The organism is Acetobacter conturbans, assembly GCF_011516755.1.
GTDB lineage: Bacteria > Pseudomonadota > Alphaproteobacteria > Acetobacterales > Acetobacteraceae > Acetobacter > Acetobacter conturbans.
On the sequence record NZ_WOSY01000008.1, the window covers coordinates 84,420 to 103,494 of the forward strand.

The 19,075-nt window shown below is 59.8% G+C and carries 17 protein-coding genes and 1 tRNA gene; 4 read left to right on the forward strand and 14 right to left on the reverse strand.

All coding sequences use genetic code 11. The annotated features are described in order from the left end of the window. Positions 1-9 precede the first annotated feature (9 nt). Complete coding sequence (locus GOB81_RS09845) at positions 10-1,371, forward strand: outer membrane beta-barrel protein (protein WP_173570247.1); 1,362 nt, start codon at positions 10-12, stop codon at positions 1,369-1,371. Positions 1,372-1,407: 36 nt separating this feature from the next. After that, positions 1,408-2,007: a thioredoxin domain-containing protein gene (locus GOB81_RS09850; protein WP_173570248.1), complete on the forward strand. Its 600-nt coding sequence runs from the start codon at positions 1,408-1,410 to the stop codon at positions 2,005-2,007. Between the two features lie 94 nt (positions 2,008-2,101). Here the strand turns inward: GOB81_RS09850 and GOB81_RS09855 are convergent, their stop codons facing one another. The 14 genes from GOB81_RS09855 to GOB81_RS09920 all read right to left on the reverse strand — a co-directional run bounded on the left by GOB81_RS09855 (position 2,102) and on the right by GOB81_RS09920 (position 16,134). Further along, positions 2,102-3,340, reverse strand: a complete 1,239-nt coding sequence (locus GOB81_RS09855; protein ID WP_408736923.1) for a c-type cytochrome — start codon at positions 3,338-3,340, stop codon at positions 2,102-2,104. After that, complete coding sequence (locus GOB81_RS09860; protein ID WP_173570250.1) at positions 3,340-5,505, reverse strand: xanthine dehydrogenase family protein molybdopterin-binding subunit; 2,166 nt, start codon at positions 5,503-5,505, stop codon at positions 3,340-3,342. Before GOB81_RS09860 ends, GOB81_RS09855 begins: the two co-directional genes overlap by 1 nt. Next, a complete protein-coding gene (locus GOB81_RS09865; protein ID WP_173570251.1) occupies positions 5,502-5,963 on the reverse strand; it encodes a (2Fe-2S)-binding protein in 462 nt (153 codons plus the stop codon). Before GOB81_RS09865 ends, GOB81_RS09860 begins: the two co-directional genes overlap by 4 nt. A 299-nt stretch (positions 5,964-6,262) precedes the next feature. Further along, positions 6,263-6,889, reverse strand: coding sequence for a ubiquinol-cytochrome c reductase iron-sulfur subunit (petA, locus tag GOB81_RS09870; RefSeq protein ID WP_173570252.1), 627 nt, complete (start codon positions 6,887-6,889; stop codon positions 6,263-6,265). An 18-nt stretch (positions 6,890-6,907) separates the two neighbouring features. Next, positions 6,908-7,690: a cytochrome c1 gene (locus tag GOB81_RS09875; RefSeq protein WP_242010174.1), complete on the reverse strand. Its 783-nt coding sequence runs from the start codon at positions 7,688-7,690 to the stop codon at positions 6,908-6,910. Then, positions 7,687-8,928, reverse strand: a complete 1,242-nt coding sequence (locus GOB81_RS09880) for a cytochrome b (RefSeq protein WP_173570253.1) — start codon at positions 8,926-8,928, stop codon at positions 7,687-7,689. Before GOB81_RS09880 ends, GOB81_RS09875 begins: the two co-directional genes overlap by 4 nt. Positions 8,929-9,371: 443 nt before the next feature. Beyond that, positions 9,372-9,968, reverse strand: a complete 597-nt coding sequence (gene hpf, locus GOB81_RS09885; RefSeq protein ID WP_173570254.1) for a ribosome hibernation-promoting factor, HPF/YfiA family — start codon at positions 9,966-9,968, stop codon at positions 9,372-9,374. A 72-nt stretch (positions 9,969-10,040) separates the two neighbouring features. Further along, positions 10,041-11,501: an RNA polymerase factor sigma-54 gene (rpoN, locus tag GOB81_RS09890; protein ID WP_173570255.1), complete on the reverse strand. Its 1,461-nt coding sequence runs from the start codon at positions 11,499-11,501 to the stop codon at positions 10,041-10,043. A 9-nt stretch (positions 11,502-11,510) separates the two neighbouring features. Then, positions 11,511-12,266, reverse strand: a complete 756-nt coding sequence (gene lptB, locus GOB81_RS09895; protein ID WP_173570333.1) for an LPS export ABC transporter ATP-binding protein — start codon at positions 12,264-12,266, stop codon at positions 11,511-11,513. A gap of 49 nt (positions 12,267-12,315) precedes the next feature. Further along, positions 12,316-13,353: an LptA/OstA family protein gene (locus tag GOB81_RS09900; RefSeq protein ID WP_173570334.1), complete on the reverse strand. Its 1,038-nt coding sequence runs from the start codon at positions 13,351-13,353 to the stop codon at positions 12,316-12,318. A gap of 81 nt (positions 13,354-13,434) precedes the next feature. Continuing rightward, positions 13,435-14,211 carry an LPS export ABC transporter periplasmic protein LptC gene (gene lptC, locus GOB81_RS09905; RefSeq protein ID WP_173570256.1) on the reverse strand — a complete coding sequence of 259 codons (777 nt, stop codon included), beginning with the start codon at positions 14,209-14,211 and terminating at the stop codon, positions 13,435-13,437. Then, positions 14,211-15,152, reverse strand: coding sequence for a KpsF/GutQ family sugar-phosphate isomerase (locus GOB81_RS09910; protein WP_173570335.1), 942 nt, complete (start codon positions 15,150-15,152; stop codon positions 14,211-14,213). The genes lptC and GOB81_RS09910 overlap by 1 nt, the downstream gene beginning before the upstream one ends. 206 nt (positions 15,153-15,358) lie before the next feature. After that, complete coding sequence (locus GOB81_RS09915; protein ID WP_173570257.1) at positions 15,359-16,015, reverse strand: ribonuclease D; 657 nt, start codon at positions 16,013-16,015, stop codon at positions 15,359-15,361. A gap of 32 nt (positions 16,016-16,047) precedes the next feature. Then, positions 16,048-16,134: transfer RNA gene (locus tag GOB81_RS09920), tRNA-Leu, on the reverse strand. 289 nt (positions 16,135-16,423) lie between these two features. On the opposite strand from GOB81_RS09920, the gene GOB81_RS09925 reads away from it, so the two are divergent. Continuing rightward, on the forward strand, positions 16,424-17,398 hold the full coding sequence (locus GOB81_RS09925) for a complex I NDUFA9 subunit family protein (protein WP_173570258.1): 975 nt from the start codon (positions 16,424-16,426) through the stop codon (positions 17,396-17,398). 237 nt (positions 17,399-17,635) lie between these two features. Continuing rightward, entirely contained in the window at positions 17,636-19,072 is a 1,437-nt protein-coding gene (locus GOB81_RS09930; RefSeq protein WP_173570259.1) for an NAD(P)-dependent oxidoreductase, read from the forward strand. Positions 19,073-19,075: the final 3 nt, after the last annotated feature.

Consider the following 19,075-nt stretch of genomic DNA (forward strand, 5'->3'; position numbering starts at 1 on the left):
GTCCGCCGCATGAATCTGAGTCGTCGCTTTTCCGTAGGGGCGTATTTTGCGCTGCAACTCGTCTCCATTCCGGCGCTTGCGCAGGAAAGACTGACACCGGAAGAATCGGGCCGCCCTCTGGTCAGTGAGGAGACGGCAGGGGAAAAAGCGGATGCGGCGAAAGTGGATGTTAACCTGAAAAGCCCCGGCAACCATAGCTGGTTTGACGATCTTGAAGGCCATATCGTGGTCGAGGCGGGTGTGAACGGCAATCCGTGGACCCATACAGGACGCAACTGGGCGCAGTCCTATGTGGACCGTGCGAACACCGCCACGCTGAATCAGATTACCGGTACGCTGTCACATCCGGTTTCCGATATCGGCGGCGGCTACGGCCTCGGGTTTGTCTTTGAAGTGCTGTACGGTTCGGATGCCCGCTTCAATCCGACAATCGGCATGGCGGACGGGGCCATCACGGGTATGTATCAGATTGCGCCGACGCAGGCCCATATCGATGCGCATCTGCCTTGGTTCACCAAGGATGGCGTCGATCTGCAGATCGGTCAGATGTACGGCATGCAGGGCGTCGAAGGAACGGACGCGCTGGAACGGCCTTTCTACAGCTATAACTATTCATCCGATTACATCGTGCCGTTCGAAGTGGTGGGTGTGACCGCGACGGTCCATATCGCCGATCATTTCGACTGGATTCTGGGTGTGAACGCCGGTAACTCCACGACTTTCGGGGGTGCGAAAAACAATAACCGCCCCAAGGGTTATTTCGGATTCCAGTTCAACGGCCTGATGGATGGAAAGCTGGATATTTCTGCTCTTTCCTATGTCGGACCACAGCAGAGCGTTTACGCCATCGGCAGTGCGGCCAATCACGAGATGGAATATATCGGCGATATCATCGCATCGTACAAGATCGACGACGCGACAACTGTCACCGTCAACGGTACATACTTCCACGATGACTATCTGCGTGACGATGTCTATGGTGTGACCACCTATTTCGCCCATGACTTCTTCCCCTGGCTGACTTTCAACCTGCGTGGCGAAATCTTCCGCGATAATAACGGCAGCGTTGTTGGCACCAACACGTCCACCATGTCCTACATCGACGAATTGCGCGGACGTCCTTACTCCTATGACTATGCGGCGGGTACGACGTATGGAGAGCTGACCGCAGGCGTTTCCTATCGCCCGCAGTTCCTGAACCTGCCGAAAGGTGGCCTGACCATTCGTCCTGAACTCCGGATCGACAAGTCTCTCAATGGAACGCGACCGTTCAACCGTGTTTCCCCCACAGACGATCCGACGATCAACTATGCCAATAACGGCACGAGCAACATGTTCTGGTTCAGTTGTGACGCCATCTGGGCGTTCTGAACAACGGGGCAGGGATCAGGCGGGACGGGCGGACACATGAATGTTCTGATCTGTGGAAATGTGCTGCTGACGGTCGTTCTGGTCGCGGCGCTGTTCGTCACATGGAAACTGACGCGTCAGGTGCGGCAACTCTTCAGGGAAGTCGCACCGGCAGGGGCACTGACGGCCGCCAAGGGGCCGCAGCCCGGCGATCCCTGTCCGGTTCAGCCTTTTCATCTACTTGATGGCAGCGATATCAGCCTGACCCGCAGCGAGCAGACACGTCTGCTTCTGTTCGTTTCCGCGACATGCCCGGTATCCCGCAAGATCATTCCCATTGCGCAGGATTTCTGCCGCCGCGAGCATGTGGACCTTCTTTTCGCCGGAGATGATGCTCCTGTCGTTCAGCAGCGCTTCGTTCAGGATGCGGGAATGTCCGCTGCACGCTTTATCAATGACGCGACGCTGGGTCGGGCACTTGAAGTAGACAAGTTGCCTGCGGCATTTCTGCTGTCGCACGACGGTGTCATCCTTTCGCGTGGACTGGTGAACAGTCGCGAACATCTGGAAAGTCTGCTGAACGCGTGGGAAAGCGGTTTCACCACCGTGCAGGATTATATCACGCACACAAAGCGTCAGCGGGCAGCCATCGTCTGATCTGTTATTGCCTCGGAAAAGCTCTTGCTCTGCAAGAAGAAAGACGAACAGGCGGAAGGTTGAAACATGTCCTTCCGCCTGTCTGTTGGGCTTGTCAGGGACCTTTTGCAGCCGCGTTCAGCTTGTCCTCTGAAGGTGTCGCTTCCGTGAAATGCGTCATCACGAACGCCGCGATATCGTTCAGATCCCTCTGACTCAGATTGCCGCCCGCGAAACCCGGCATGATCTGGTTGCCGCTGGCTGTCGTGAGGGTCGAACCATTCATGATGATGCGCACCAGATTACGGCCACCGTCCGCACTGAGCGTGCGAGAGCCAATAATGTTTGCGAATGGTGACTGGCGTCCGCTTCCATCCGGCAAGTGGCAGCCGGCGCAGGTTGAGGCAAACAGACGAGCCCCTTTCGTAGCCTGCGGCAGCGTGTCATCACCGGCTGCCGGCTTGCGCGGAGGGGAGGCTGCATCGTCGGATGATTGCGGTTTCAGGTCATGCAGATACACGACCATCGCGTGAATGTCGGCAGGCGTCAGATAATGCAGACTGAAACTGATGACTTCCGCCATGTCAGCCGAAGCGGTTCCGTGCCCGTCCGCATGGCCCGTGGACAGGTATTGCGCGAGCGCTTCATCGCTCCAGCCGCCAATGCCGCTACTTTTGTCAGGAGAGATGTTGTAGGCGCGCAGTCCGTTTACCACGGTACCCGCAAAGGCCCTGTCCGCTGAAAGCCCGTAGGTCAGGGTGCGTGGCGAATGACAGTCCGCACAGTGGCCCGGTCCTTCCACCAGATAACGCCCACGATTCCATTCCGCGGATTTTTGCGGATCGTCGGGATAGGAGGAGGCTGGTCCGTTGAGCAGATTCCAGCCCACCATCATCGCCCGGATCGAGAAGGGAAACTTCAGATGGTTCGGCGAAGGAGTATTGGCGGAAGGCGGCACGGTCGCCAGCCACGCACGGATGTCTTTCACCTCGTCCACGCTCATCCGCGCATAGGCTGGGTAAGGCATGGCCGGGTAAAGATGCTTCCATCCCGGAGAGACACCTTCGCGGACCGAGCGGACGAATTCGTCATCCGTCCACTTGCCGATGCCATGATCGGGGTCAGGCGTGATGTTCGGAGCGTAGATCACGCCCATACCCGGCACGGGGAAAGCGCGACCGCCCGCAAAGGGCACCCCACCGGGGACAGTATGGCAGGCCTCGCAGTCAGCGGCGCGGGCGAGATATTCACCGCGTTCGACGGATGGTGCCGCCTGCGCAGGACCAACTGACATGAGACTGGTGCCTGCAAGAAGGGCAAGAAGGAAGGATGGTCGAGAGAGTCCGTGCCGCATCATCGCACCGCCTCCTTTTCCAGATTGCGCGGCGAGAGAAGGGGCAGTGTGCGATAGCGATGCCCCTGTGCCGCCGCCATGGCATTGGCGAGAACGGGTGCTGCGGCTGCGGTGCCGACCTCGCCGATGCCGCCCGGATCTTCCCGGCTGTCCATCAGGCGAACGTCGATGCGGCGCGGCGCTTCGTTCATGCGCATCACCCGCCATGTGTTGAAGTTGCTTTCCTGCACACGACCGTTTTCAAGTGTGATCTCGTTGTAGAGCGCTGCACTGAAACCGAAAATCAGGCCGCCTTCGATCTGGGAGATCACCTGATCCGGATTTACCACCTGCCCACAATCCACCACAGCCGTCACACGATGAATGAGGACAGTGTCCGGAGCAGGCATTTCGATTTCTGCAATGCTTGCCATGTAGGATCCGAACGCGAACTGAAGCGCGACCCCCCGGGCGCGGCCATTGGGCACGGGCGTATCCCAGCCCGCGTCTTTGGCAACCTGATCCAGCACTGCCACGGCGCGCGGATTGGCCTTCGCCAGTTCCCGTCTGTACGCGACCTTGTCGACACCGGCCCGCTCGGCGAGTTCGTCGATGAACCCTTCCACCACGAATAAACCGCGCGTGCCCCCCACGCCACGCCACCATGCGGTGATGACGCCGGGTGCTTCGCGTCGCGCGAACTCCAGCCGATAGGCATCGTAGCTGTATGGGGTAACCAGCGTCGCGACGGAAAGATCCTCGTCGTAGCCTTCCTTTGTCAGTTCCGGCGGATCCCACCGCGCCACGACCGCCGGACCGACAACACGATGCTTGATGGCCGTCACGCGACCTTTCTCGTTCAGACCTGCCGTCACTTCATCCACATAGGCGGGCCGGTACCGGTCACGTGTGATGTCTTCTTCCCGACTCCACACGATCTTCAGAGGATAATTAACCTGTTTTGCGAAGTGCAGACACTGGGTGACATATTCATGTTCGAGACGTCGCCCGAAGCCGCCACCGATATATTGACTGTGAAGCGTGATCTTTTCTTTCGGCAGGCCGGTAATCTCGGAGGCCGTATCGCGGGCCCGATCGGCGACCTGCGTGCCGGTCCACACATCGCACCCATCCGGACGGACGTGGGCCGTGCAGTTGATCGGCTCCATCGGTGCATGGGCCAGAAGCGGCTGCTGGTAAATGGCGCTGTAGGATGCGTGAGATTTTGCAATGGCGGATTCAGCATCCCCTTTCGGGCTTGGCACAATGGCCGGACCTTTCAGCCCTTCATGTAACTGATCATAGATCGTCCGGGTGTTCACATCGCCGTTCGGACCCACATTCCATTCCACCCGAAGCGCCTGAAGCCCCTTGCGTGCGGCCCAGTAATGCTCGCCCACGACACACACGGCATCTTTCGCATCGGTGACCAGCACGGCGACCACGCCCCGCACGGCCATCGCCGCGTCCCGGTTGAGGCCGCGCAATGTGCCTCCCACAACTGGACAGGCGGCGACCGTGCCGATCTTCTGGCCCGGCACACGTACATCAATGCCGAAAACCGCCGCACCTTCCACCTTCACGGCACTGTCGAGACGATGCTGCGGCTTGCCGATCAGGCGATAATCCGTCGCGGCCTTGAGGGGCGGCTCCTTTGGCAGCGGCAGCTTCGAGGCATCGACGGCGACGTCTCCGAACGTCAGCGTGCGTCCGGATGGTGCATGTGTGATGATGCCGGACCCGACCGCGCAGCTTTCCGGTCCCACGCCCCAGCGTGTGGCGGCCGCCTGCACGAGAACCGTCCGCGCCGCCGCTCCGGCCTGCCGCAAAGGCATCCATTCCGTCATGATGGACATCGAGCCGCCAGTGATTTCAGCGGAACCCGGTGGGGCAGCTTCCATTTCCACCTGCGCCAGATCGACGCCGAGTTCTTCCGCGATCAGCATGACGGAGGAGGTGTAAATGCCCTGACCCATCTCGATGTTGGGCAGAATGAGCGTGATGCGATTGTCCGGTGTAATGCGGATATAGGTGTTGGGTGCAAAGGGAGCCGGGGCATCTTCGACCAGCATGCCTGTCGCCGCACGTGAGGAGGCCGCAGGCCACAATGTGGCAAGCAGCAATCCTCCGCCGCCAAGCAGGATACCGCGACGTCCGGTGTGAAGATTTTTTTCTGCACGGGTCATACTGCTTCTCCCGCTGCCAGATGAATGGCCTTGCGGATTCGCATGTAAGTACCGCAGCGGCACATATTGCCGGACATGGCACTGTCAATCTGGTCGTCTGTCGGGTTTTTCACCGTTTTGAGCAGCCCCACCGCCGCCATGACCTGACCGGGCTGACAATAGCCGCACTGCACGACATCGAGGTCGATCCATGCCTTTTTCACGGCATGGACAATGGGGTCGGCATCATCAAGACCTTCGATCGTCGTGATGGCGCCATCCCCGATCTGGCTGACCTGCAAGGCGCAGGCGCGCACGGGGCGACCGTCGAGATGCACGGTGCAGACCCCGCACTGGGCGATGCCGCAGCCGAACTTCGTGCCATCCAGTCCGATGATGTCCCGAAGCACCCACAGCAAAGGCGTGTCGGGGTCCACATCGACCGTGTGCGTTTGCCCGTTCACGCGCAGTGTCTGCATTGGGGTGCCTCTCGGGAGTTCTGTTTCTTTTGTCAGGTCATAACATGGAAGAAACGTCCAGAGGACAGTTGAGATGCAGTTACATAGAAAAAATAGAAGAATTGTCTGTATATAATAGAATATAGATTGGTCTTTGGAGAGATTTTCGTCCCTGTATTCTTTTGGTGGCAGTCCAGCGTTAATCTTTGGGCGAGTTCGCGGGTGTCACTGCCTCCGGTGCTGAGACGAGGAAAAAGAGCCGCTGATTGTTGCTTTTTAGGGGTAACGAACAACGCCCCGGAAAGACCGGGGCGTATTCTTCAGATCTGCACGATCGTGGAGAAATCAAAGTTGTCACCTTTGGGGTTTTCTCCAAGACGCAGCGTCGTGGCGTTCACCATCACATGCGGGGGCACCGGCAGGTTGTAGGGGGCCGGAACACTTTTGCGCACGCGTCCGGCGAGATCGAACTTCGAGCCGTGACAGGGGCAGTTATACCGCCCGGCATTCGCACCGGAGACCGTCGCTTCATAGACCGGCACACAGCCGAGATGCGTGCAGACGCCGACATACACGCCATATTCCGGCACGGCAGATCGATGCCAGTTCTTCGCGTAGGACGGTTGCTGAAGCACTGATGAATCCGGATCACGGAGATCGGACACAAGCGCCGCATCCTGCAACTGCTTCAGGTCTTCCGGTGTGCGGCGCAGGATAAAGACCGGCTTTCCCTGCCAGACAGCCGTCATCTGCTGGCCTGGCGCAAGCTTGGAAATGTCCACGTCAACCGGAAGATGAGCTGAAGCGCTGTCCTGTGGCGCAAGGCTCTGCACGAACGGAACGGCGCAGGCGCAGGCGCCCACGGCAACCCCGGCGGTCGTGACCATGCCAAGGAAATCGCGGCGGCCGGGTTCGGTGCTTTCGATGGTGTCTGAATTATCGGTCATTGTTTCGCACACCCCGTTTCATTGCGCCTTCACGCGTTTCCATATCTTCTTTTTCCAGGCAATCGCCAGAGCAAGAAGCGCCACAAGATACAACACCGTCCACATTCCGATCCGGTGGCGCGCGTTGCGATGCGGGTCCGACGCCCAGACGAGGAATGTCGTCACGTCGCGAGCCTGTTGCTCCACAGTCGCCGGGGTTCCGTCCGGATATTGAATGATGCCGTTCATCAGTGGAGGAGGCATGCCGATGAGATGGCCATCCACCCAGTCGTTATAGAACTTGCCCGGAACCACGGGCGCGTCAGCTGGCGGTGGCATCCTGTAACCCGTCAGGAAGGCATACAGCCAGTCCGCGCCATGAGGCTGGATGACGGCCAGACGCGACTGGTCCGGAGGCGCAACGCCCCCCATCATCGCCGCTGCCGCTTCGTCACTGGGGAACGGTGACCGGAAGTGATCGTCCGGCTGGGCAGCGCGCATTGTCGGCTGCCCGGAAGCATCCGGCGGTCCGGCGAGCATCTTGCTGTGTGCCAGCTCAAGGACAGCCTGTTCGCTCATCCCGATGCCGCGCAGGTCGTTATAGGTGAGGGTCTTCATGCCGTGGCAGGTCGAACAGACCCGGTCATAAACCATGAAGCCACGCTGAAGACTTTTCTGGTCGAACTGTCCGAACGGCCCCTCAAAACTCCATGTCTGGTGCGGCGGTGTGACGGGTTCGGGAATTCCCGCCAGGGCGGCGACGGGAAAAACTGCCAGACCGAGGGCAAGCGCCAGAGAGGAAAGGCGGTGCATGGTCATCATGCGTCTCCCTGTGCCGCAGAGATGGAAGCGGGAAGGGGGCGCGTTTTCTCGCGGCGGGAGGCCAGAGGCAGCAACACAAGGAAGTATCCGAAATAATAAAGACCGGCGAGGCGTGCGATCAGCATCCATACACCCTCGGCATGATGCTTGCCGCCCAGAGCGAGCAAGACGAAGGCGATGACCAGGCCGAACAGGCCTGCACGGCAAACGGGTCGGAAGCGGGCCGAGCGAATGGGAGAGCGGTCCAGCCACGGCAGGAAAAACAGCACGGCGATGGAACCTGCCGCTGCCACAAGGCCGCCGAACTTCGACGGCACAGACTGAAGCAGTCCATAGAATGGCAGGAAATACCATTCAGGTTCAATGTCGGCGGGCGTATGCATCGGGTCGGCGGGGGTATAGTTCGAGGGTTCCGCCAGCAGGTTTGGCCAGAAGAACATTAGCAGCGAAAAAATCAGGGCGAAAATGATCAGGCCGACGAGATCCTTGGTCGTATAATAAGGATGGAACGTCAGTGTATCTTTTTTCGTTTTTGGTTCGATGCCGAGCGGGTTGTTGGAACCGCTGACATGGATGGCGACCACATGGAGGCCGACCACGGCCACGACCAGAAACGCCATCAGGAAATGCAGCACGAAGAAACGATGCAGGAAGACATCTCCGAGATGATCGCTGCCGGTCATGACGTGTTCCAGCGCCGTTCCGATGAGCGGCACGGCACCGACCGCCTTGGTGATGACGTCCGCTCCCCAGTAGGACATCTGGCCCCATGGTAGCATGTAACCGGCAAAAGCCGTCGCCATGACCATCACCAGCAGCAGAAGGCCGGTCAGCCACAGGATTTCCCGAGGGGCCTTGTAGGAGCCGTAATACAGTCCCCGGAACAGGTGGATGTAGAGCGCCGCCAGAAACAGGTTCGCGCCCGTCATGTGCATGGCCCGCAGGAGCCAGCCCCCGGAAAGCTGCCGGTCGATGGCTTCCACGGATAGGAACGCGCCCGCATTGGTAGGCGTATAGTTCATCGCGAGGAAAATGCCGGTCGCCAGCATCAGGAGCAGAACTGCGGTCAGGATCGCGCCGAAATTCCACAGCCAGTTGAGATTTCGCGGTAGGCGGAAATCGACATATTCTGAGCGGAAGGCGGAAACCACCGGAAGACGGCGGTCGATCCAAGCGGCCAGCCCTTCAGTCTCCGCAGCATCAGCCGAATGGTTTCCCATATTCTCGGGTGTCGTCATGACATAAATCCAGGGTGCACGTGTCGGTCCGTTTCAATTCGATGTCCCATACAATCTAGCATATGGTTACGAAAAGGACATGGCTCCGTAAGGATAGGATGCCTGACTTCAGGGGAGAGAGACTGAGGCCCGCAGGAATGGCTCTGTACCGGAGAATATTTCGGGTGAGGGTCATTGACCTGCAAAATGCAGGCGCTGTTCGTACAGACAACACATGAAGAAGGCTGCATCGCTGCTGTCTGCGTAAAACAGTTTTTGAAAAATCTGCCTATGTGCAGAGGACCGCGTGCGGCGAAATGATCATATGTAATCCTCAGAGTTTGTGTGTGTCAGTAAGCATCAAACTGAAAATGGTGCATGCGGCACCCTTTGCGGGAACAGGCCAGAATCCAGCTCTGTTCCCGATGCGTATGGCTACCTTTTGGTGCTGGGGTGACGTTCTTTCAGTTCGCGCCGGCGCTGGGTTCAATCCAGCCGATATTGCCGTCGTCTCTGCGATAGACAATGTTGATCTGTCGACTGACGCTGTTACGGAACACGAGAAGATTCCGGTCGGCGAGATCGAGACGCATCACTGCTTCGCTGACACTCAGAAATGCGATTTCCGTCGGCTGTTCCGCGATGATTGTCGCATAAGGCCCCTCCGGCATGACACTGATGTCGCCTTTGGCCGATTCCGGTATTTCCGTCTGCTGGAGCACATAACTGCGCCCGATTTCAGGCCCCGGATACCGTGCGGACGCGCGTGAATGCGAGTGCACCCGTTGACGATAGCGGCGCAGGCGACGGGCGATATGTTCAGCGGCATCGTCAAACGCACCGTGAGCATCGGCAGCTTCGCCTTCACCACGAAGAGTAAGACCGCGCGCTGCATGCACATTGATGTCGCAGGTGAAAAAAGAGCGCGCTTTACTGAAAGTCACGTTGGCTTCCATGGCCTGTTCAAAATATCGGTCGGCAATCGTGCCAAGATGGGAGGTGACGCGCGTCTTGAGAGCGTCGGACAAATCAAGCTGTTTGCCGGAAACGTGAATATGCATGTGTGACAGGCTCCTTTAATGCGAGGAAACCGGTCGCCAGACCCGCCCGATAACGATAGCGCCGTGTTGCCATCAGGCGGAGGCGGCTTTCTCCCGTTTTCTCTGCACTGAATTTGGTATGTGCAGCGAGTCTCTGTATTTGGCCACGGTTCGGCGCGCGATGTCTATTCCTTCGTTGCGAAGCTGCCTTACGATGTCGTCATCCGAGAGCGTGGCAGAGTCTTTTTCGTCCGCGATCAGGTAACGTATTCTGTATCGTATCGCCTCGGAACTGTGATGTTCCGATCTGTCCTGCCCACCAACTGCCGTTGTAAAAAAATATTTCAATTCGTGGAGGCCACGCGGGGTCACGACATACTTCCCCGAAGTGACGCGGCTGATCGTGCTTTCATGCAGCCCCGTCGTTTCCGCGATTATCTTCATCGTCAGAGGACGAAGCGCGGAGACTCCATGATCCAGAAAACCTTTCTGATGTCTCATTATTTCCGATGTCACACGCAGAAGCGTGTGGGTGCGCTGCTCCATGGCGCGGATCAGCCAGGAAGCGTGCGCCATATGGGTCTGCACGAATGCGCGGTCCGCAGTGTCGCCCAGTCGCCGCGTTCTGGCGCGCAGGCCGGTGTCGATCTGGAGGCGTGGTAAGGTGTCTTCATTCGCGCGCACGATCCATTCGCCATCCGCTGCACGCTGGACGATCACATCCGGTACACGCGTGATACCGGCAAGAGGCGTATCCTCGAAGCCCGGTTTGGGATCAAGCCGCCGGAGTTCCGCCAGCATCGCGGCAAAATCGCGCTCCTCCACGTCGCATAATGCACGCAGGGCAGCGTAGTGACGGCTGGCAACCAGATCGAGATTGTCGAGAAGAAGGTTCATCGCCGGAGTGAGGCGATCCGCCGCAGCAAGCTGTGCGGCCAGACATTCCCGCAGGGAGAGCGCGAAGAGGCCCGGTGGATCGAAGGTGAGCATGATCTGGCGAACGTCTTCGACCGCGTCCACCGTAACACTGAGTTCCGTTGCAATCTCTTCCGGTGGGCAGGCAAGCCTGCCGCTTGGGTCAAGGCTGCCGATGAGCGCGCGCCCAATAAAGCGTTGGGAAACCGTCAGGCGCGTTGTCAGGCGAAGCTGTTCGTCCAGCCGCTCGGCCAGTGATGAATCGGTAGGAGAGGCTGCATTCTCGGCATCCCCCGTCCCGGCGGTCCCGGTGACGTGGCGGGTGCGCCAGTCCTGTGGCGAACCGTCTTCCGAATAGGTGTCGTCAAAACCCCTGCCGCTTGCTTCATCCAGAACGCTAATGTCCAGAGCCGATTCGACATCGGGCGTGGTTGCCTCTTGTTCAGCGTCAGGAGTTTCGGCAGGAGCCGGGTCGTCATTCCCGGCAAGCGTGAGGAATGGATTGGCCTGTAGTTCCTCCTCGACGAGTGTACCCAGCTCCGTGCCGGTCATCTGGAGAATCCGGATGGCCAGACGCAGCTGTTGCGTCATGAGGAGGTTGTGAGTCTGTCTGAGCTGGAGTCCCGGTATTGTCGCCATGCAGCGAAGTTAGAGGGAGAAACTTTCTCCAAGGTACACGCGACGCACATCTTCGTGGGCGACGATCTCTTCCGGCACGCCCTGCATGAGCACCTGACCGCCATGCATGATGTAGGCGCGGTCGATGACTTCCAGCGTCTCGCGGACGTTATGATCCGTAATCAGCACCCCGATCCCGCGATCCTTGAGGTGCGAGACGAGATCGCGGATTTCACCCACGGCGATCGGGTCGATGCCCGCCAGTGGCTCATCGAGCAGGATGTAATGCGGCTGGCTCGCCAGAGCGCGGGCGATCTCCAGGCGTCGCCGTTCACCGCCCGAAAGGGCGAGGGACGGGGAGCGGCGCAGGTGCGAGATGCCGAACTCGCCGAGGAGTCCGTCCAGCATGGCGTCGCGTCGGTCCGGATCAGGCTCGACGACCTCAAGGGCAGCCATGATGTTCTGTTCGACATTGAGGCCACGAAAGATGCTGGCTTCCTGCGGCAGATAACCAATGCCGAGCCGCGCCCGGCGATACATCGGCAGGCGGGTGATGTCCGCGCCGTCGAGGGTGATATTGCCGGTGTCAGGCTGAACCAGCCCGACGATCATGTAGAAGCTGGTTGTCTTGCCCGCGCCGTTCGGGCCAAGCAGCCCGACCGCCTCGCCGCGATGCACTTCAATCGAGACGTTCTTCACGACTTCGCGCTTCTTGTAGGACTTCCCGATTCCATCCGCGAACAGACCGTGCTGGCGGTCTCGCAGAACGGTGTGGCCAGGGCCCATGCCCGCAGGCGACGCGCCGAAATCCACAGCGAATTCCTCTGTTTCCATTTTAGTGACCGCCACTGCTGTTGGGTACGACCAGCCCGCTCACCCGTTCGCCGGGCCGTTCCGTCATGGTCGCCACGCCTGTGTGCATGTTGATGACGGCGGCGGCGCCTTCCAGCTGGTTCTGACCACGGGTGATGTGAACGTTCCCGACAATACGGGCAATGCCGGTGTCAGGCACGTAAACGCCGCGATCCCCGGTGATCGTCTCGGTCTGCGTCCTCACCCAGACATGCCCGAAGGCATTGACCTTCTCCAGCTTGCCGGAGCCATTGGTGAGAGGATCGCCACCCTGTTTCTTGGCAGGGTCAGCGCCAGGCTTTGGCGGCGTATTAGCTGGGGGAGCGCTGTAGCCTACCAGAACATCGGCCTTGATCTGCTTGCCCTCGTTCGTCGTGACCGTGGCGTTGCCGCGCCCGATCGAGATGCGCGTCTGGGAGTAATACTCCATCGAGTCGCGGGCGGTCAGCACATCCTGCGGCGTGGTCAGCTTCATGGCATGGCCGTTCATGACAAGCGTTGCCTGATCAATGTCGTAGACGGCCTTGTCTCCCCATCCCTGATCGGTCTGGGTGAAGATGTGAACGTGCCCGATGGCTTCGAGGCGATAAATCTCGTTGGAACCCGATGCATCCGGGCCACCGGCAGCGGGTGTGCCGTCAGCGGGTTTCGGAGCATCCGCTGGTGGGGTCGCAGGTGCGGGGACAGATGGCGGCGGTGGTGGCGCGTTCGATGTCGGGGCCTGAACTGTGGGAGGCTGGTCGGCGGAAGGCTTGCCGCCCGGGGCGGGGCCTGAGCCGGCGGCGGCATCCGGGGAGGCGGCTTTCTTGCGATAATAGGCGATCAGCTTGTCCGCTGTGACCGTGACGTCTCCACGGACAGCCTGAGCCTGATCGTAGGCCGTGACCTTCTGGGCGTTCTGGTCCCAGTCGAAACCACCAACGGCCGTGACTGTGATCTGGCCGCCATGGGATAGGTCGATGGCCTGCGCGTGGGCAGTGCCGGACGACAGGGCTGACCAACAACCGATGGCGGCGATCATCCAGCCGCACAGCGATGTCGTGAGCCGGGTGGAAGACCCGGAAACGAAGCGCTGTCGGGAGTGGGAACTAAGCGATACCATTCAGCTGGCCTTGTCGTGCGGTCCGTTGCGGTCGTCGTTCAGGATGATTCGCCCGGGTCCGCGAAACTGGGCAATACCTTCGTGTTGTGAAAGCCAATATCCCGTGGCGTCCAGGACACCAAACGGTCCTTCGGCATGAATCCACGTATCGGCTCCAATGACGCCCTCGTGCAGCGCCACGTCGGCAATGGGGCTGTGCATCATCAGGCCGTCGTCACGGTAGATGGTGACCTCCCCCTTCATGTCGAGAATCTGTTCGTGCTGCATGTAAACGCCCGCCTGCGATTCAAGATACAGCCATTCGCCACTCTGGGTGATGGTGTCGGCTGCGGGATTGATCAGATCGATGCGGTCCTCATTAATCTGGTGCGCCGTCTTCGCCGTGAGCATGTAAGGGCGTCCATGCGTATCGACGCTGCGATAGATTGCGCCTTCCAGATTGCCGCTTTCCACCTTTAGCCGGGTGGCTTCAGTCAGGGCTGCCTGATTGGCGTTCAGCATGCGGTCGATTTCAGGCCAGACGGCAATCGAAGCCAGCAGCAGCAGTGCGGTTGCAGGTAGAAGCCATTTCGCCCAGCGCAGCGCAGCCTGACGGCGCGCGAGTTCTTTTTTCCCCGGCGCTTTCCGGTTGGCGACAATGGCCGCTTCGATAACCTCCCGCTGCCGTTTGACGGTGTCGGTCGAGCGGCTGAAATCCTGCCGTTCAACCCGCTCGACGCTTTCATCCGATCCGAGTGGACGGCGTGGTTCGTCACCCGACGGCGTGTCGTCCGTCATCAGGCAATGCCTGCGCGCAAAAGGTCATGCACATGCAGCACGCCTACGGGATGGGCGGTCGCATCCAGCACGAACATGGAAGTGATCGGCTTGGGACGGTCGTTCATCATGCGGAGCGCCTCAGCCCCCAGCATGTCTTCGGTCACAGTCAGCGGCGCGCTGTTCATGATGGCAATCGCCGGTGTCGTGCCGAGATCACGATCCAGAGCCCCCCGCAGGTCTCCATCCGTGATGATGCCGACGAGGTGGTTGTTGCCATCGATAATACCGACGCAACCGAGCGCCTTGCGTGTCATTTCGACGATGACGTCCCGGAGTGCCGTTTCAGGCCCTACAAGTGGCATCGCGTCCCCTGTGCGCATCAGATCCTTCACCCCACGCAGACGTGCGCCAAGGCTGCCACCAGGATGAAAAACGCCGAAATCGCCAGCGGTGAAACCCCGACGCTCCATGAGGGCAACGGCAAGGGCGTCCCCAAGAGCCAGTTGCATCAGGCTGCTGGTTGTGGGGGCGAGCCCCATCGGACAGGCTTCCGGCAATGAAGGGAGTAGAAGCACTACATCGGCGGCGCGGGCCAGTGTCGAGGCGGGACGCGCCGTCATGGCCAGTAGAGGCAAGCCGAATCGGCGGCTATGTTCCACGATGTCGGCCAGTTCGGAGGACTCGCCGGAATTGGACAGGGCCAGAACGGCATCCCCTCTGGACACCATGCCCAGATCGCCATGGGAGGCCTCCACGGGATGGACGAAGATGGCCGGTGTGCCGGTGGAGCTTAGTGTCGCCTGAATTTTCCTGCCTATATGGCCCGACTTTCCAATGCCCGTCACCACCACACGGCCGTTCAGGCTGGTGATGACATCGACGGCATGAGTGAAAGCGGCTCCGAGACCTTCTTGCTCGCTCATGGCGCGTTCGAGCGCGGCGAGGCCTTCCGTCTCCATGACGAGCACACGCCGCGCCACGCTGACCGGATCGCGGTCAGGCACGACGGGGGGCCGACACTCCTGGGTCGTTGCTGCGGGATCGGCAGGATGGGATGCGCCGTCGAAGATGGCGGACGCCCCGGAGAGTTGGGGATGACTCATGCCGCTTTCTATCGTCCGTGAAGGCGTGGCGGTCAATCATAACCGCCTCTGCAACCGCGAAATCAGGCGCGGTGAGAGAAGATATCAGGCTCTTCGTAGCCAAGCAGGTCGAGGCGCCCGCGGGCAGGAAGGAAATCATAGCACGCCTGAGCCAGTTCGCGACGGTTCTCGCGGATCAGCAGGGCTTCGAGCTTTGCCCACAGCGCATGCAGATACAGAACGTCCGAAGCAGCGTAAGCCATCTGCTCGGGCGTGAGTTCCGGTGCGCCCCAGTCGGAGCATTGCTGATGCTTGCTCATTTCGACGCCCAGCAGATCGCGGCACAGAGCCGCGAGTCCATGCCGGTCGGTAAAGGTGCGGACGAGGCGCGCGGCGATTTTCGTGCACACCGTCGGTGCTACGGTGATATCGAGCGTATTCTGCAGAACCGCGACGTCGAACCGTGCGAAATGCATCAGCTTGAGCACTGTCGGGTCAGAGAGTAGACGTTTGAGATTGGGGCAATCGGCTGGTTTGCCGCCCGGCTCTGACGGAATTATCTGCACCAGATGGGCGGAGCCATCACCAGCGGACAACTGCACAAGGCAGAGTCGATCGCGATGGGGATTAAGGCCCATCGTCTCCGTATCAACGGCGACGCATTTGCCAAGGTCAAGGCCGTCCGGAAGATCGTTCCGATGTAGCGTAATGGGCCCACCGTTAGTGATCTTGCCGCTCATGGGCTGCCTGCCTGATTTTTGTGATACGTATATGGTGCCCAGAAGAAGACTCGAACTTCCACGACCTTGCGGCCACAGGTACCTGAAACCTGCGCGTCTACCAATTCCGCCATCTGGGCTTGAGATGACAACCCGGTGTGACCGGGTGGTGAGGGAGGCGTTTAAAGCCGTCCTTGCAGGTGGTCAAGAGGCATGTCGAAGTTTTTTGCGTGAGAGGAGCGAAAAGGAAAGAAAACCAACCATTCCAGTGAACTCTGGAGCGTATCAGGCATAAGACCCACGACGTTCTGCGACAATTCACGGCCCTGTCGTGAAGAATCAAACGATGTATACTCTTTGTTCGCAACATCGTCCGGTTCCGACAGGTCTCATCCGGACGCACACCGGACAATGAAGGAGCAAAGACTCATGATCGCTCGCAAGACGGCAACGGTCTTTGGTGGCTCGGGATTTCTTGGAAAATATGTAACGCGGAAACTGGCGGCGGATGGCTATGCTGTCCGCGTGGCTTGCCGCCGCACGGATCTGGCCAATGATCTGCGGCAGCTTGGGGATGTGGGGCAGGTGGTGCCTTTTTATGCCCCGGTGCAGAGCGAGGCGGATGTGGCCGCCGCCGTGGCGAATGCAACGGTGGTCGTGAATCTTGCCGCCATTCTGGGAGCATCGTCTCCGACGGGACTCAACGCGGTGAACGTTGACGGGCCTGCACGCGTTGCAAGGCTGGCCGCTGCGGCTGGCGTGAAGACGCTGGTCCAGATGTCGGCCATCGGCGCCTCTTCATCCAGTCCTTCGGCTTACGGACGCAGTCGGGCTGCCGGAGAGGAGGAGGTGAGAAATCATTTCCCGACGGCGAGCATTGTCAGGGCCTCGGTGCTGTTCGGCCCGGAGGATCATTTCTTTAATATGCTCGGTGGCCTGGCGCGCTACATCCCTTTTGTCATGCCGGTTTACGGTGCCGGAACAAAATTGCAGCCTGTCTATGTGGTGGATGTCGCGGAAGCGATCAGACGGATTATCGCCACCTGCGATGCGGCTCATCCGGTCCAGCCCTGTCTTTGTGAGCTTGGTGGTCCGGACGTGGTGACCATGAAGACCATTGCCGAGAGCGTGTTGCAGATGACAGGGCGCACCAAGTCGATCTTCGAAGTGCCGGTCGCACTGGCGTCTGTGCAGGCTGCCGTGCTGGAGCGTCTGCCAGGACGGATGCTGACGCGTGATCAGATCAAGATGCTCTCGGTGGATAACGTGGTCGGCGGAAATTTCCCCGGCTTCCACGAACTTGGAATGACGCCCACGCCGATGGACCTGATCGTTCCCGCCTATATGAAACGATATGCACCGGGTGGTGGAAAATCAGGCAAGCAATATCAGTATGTTGTATAATAATGAGTCACCATAGCTGACATTATGTATCGAGGTCCGACATGCTTCGAGGTGGGTTGTTAGGTTCTGTCCCGATTAATTGGTCAGCAATGCTGTCTTTTGTCATACTGCGCTGTGCGCTATCGGAAGGCCTGACCTGCCGGGAAGCCGGAGGGCCAGTCGTGCCTTGAGGGGCGGGGTTGTTTGTGTCCAGATCTTCGCGCCCCAAGAGGTCGGTCGAGTTAAGGAAGCCAGCGCATGTCCGAAAAGATGCTCTCGTTCGTGTCCGTCCCGCAGGCGCAGCCGCCAAAGCGGCAGGCTGATGAGCGGCGTAAGGATTTCGAGGAGATCTACGAGGATTTCTCTCCTGCGCAGGCAAAGGTTCAGTCCAGCCGCTGCTCGCAGTGTGGTGTGCCGTTCTGCTCGATCCATTGTCCTCTCGGCAACAATATTCCAGACTGGCTGATGCTGGCGGCGAACGGGCGTCTTGAAGAGGCCTATAACGTCTCTCAGGCGACCAACACCTTTCCAGAGATATGTGGGCGCATCTGCCCACAGGACCGTCTCTGTGAAGGCAATTGCGTCATCGAAAAAGGCTTCGAAAGCGTCACGATCGGGGCTGTCGAGCGTTACATCACCGATACCGCGTTCGAAAACGGATGGGTGAAGCCGGTGCTGCCTCTCGTCGAGCTGGAAAGCTCCGTCGGTATCATCGGGGCCGGTCCCGCCGGTCTGGCCGCCGCCGAACGCCTGCGCGCGACCGGGCATCAGGTGCATGTCTATGACCGCCATGACCGTGTCGGCGGGCTGCTGATCTACGGTATTCCCGGCTTCAAGCTGGAAAAGGATATCGTCGCCCGTCGCCAGAAGTTGCTGGAAGAGCAGGGGGTGGTGTTCCATCTCGGCGCAGCCATTGGGGCAGGCGAAGGCGAAATCGCATTTGAAGAGCTGCGCGGGAAGCATGACGCGGTGCTGGTCGCCACCGGCGTCTACAAGGCGCGCGAGATTGGTGGTCCCGGCTCGGGGCTGGCTGGAATCGTGCCCGCCCTCGACTATCTGACGGCATCCAATCGTCGGTCGCTCGGTGACACGCTGCCGGAAGGCGAACTGGATGCGACAGGTCAGGACGTGGTGGTCATCGGTGGTGGCGACACGGCGATGGACTGCGTGCGTACCGCCATCCGTCAGGGCGCGAAATCGGTAAAATGTCTGTATCGCCGCGATAGAGCCAACATGCCGGGTTCGGTGCGCGAGGTGAAGAACGCCGAGGAAGAAGGCGTGGAGTTCGTCTGGCTTGCCGCTCCGGAAGGTTTCCTCGGCGACGGCACCGTGTCGGGTGTGCGGGCGCAGAAAATGCGCCTCGGCATGCCGGATGGTTCCGGTCGCCAGTCGATTGAGCCCGAACCTGACGGGTTGTTCACCGTGAAGGCCGACATGGTCATCAAGGCTCTCGGTTTCGATCCGGAGCCACTGCCGGAACTCTGGCAGACCGATGCCCTGAAGACCTCACGCTGGGGCACGCTTCAGGTGGATCGCACGAGCTTCGAAACGTCCGTCTCCGGCGTGTTTGCTGCGGGTGACATCGTGCGCGGCGCGAGCCTCGTGGTCTGGGCCATTCGGGACGGACGCGATGCGGCCGCCCAGATCGACCAGTGGATTGCGGCACGTCCTTCCTCTTCTCTGGCTGCGGAGTAATGA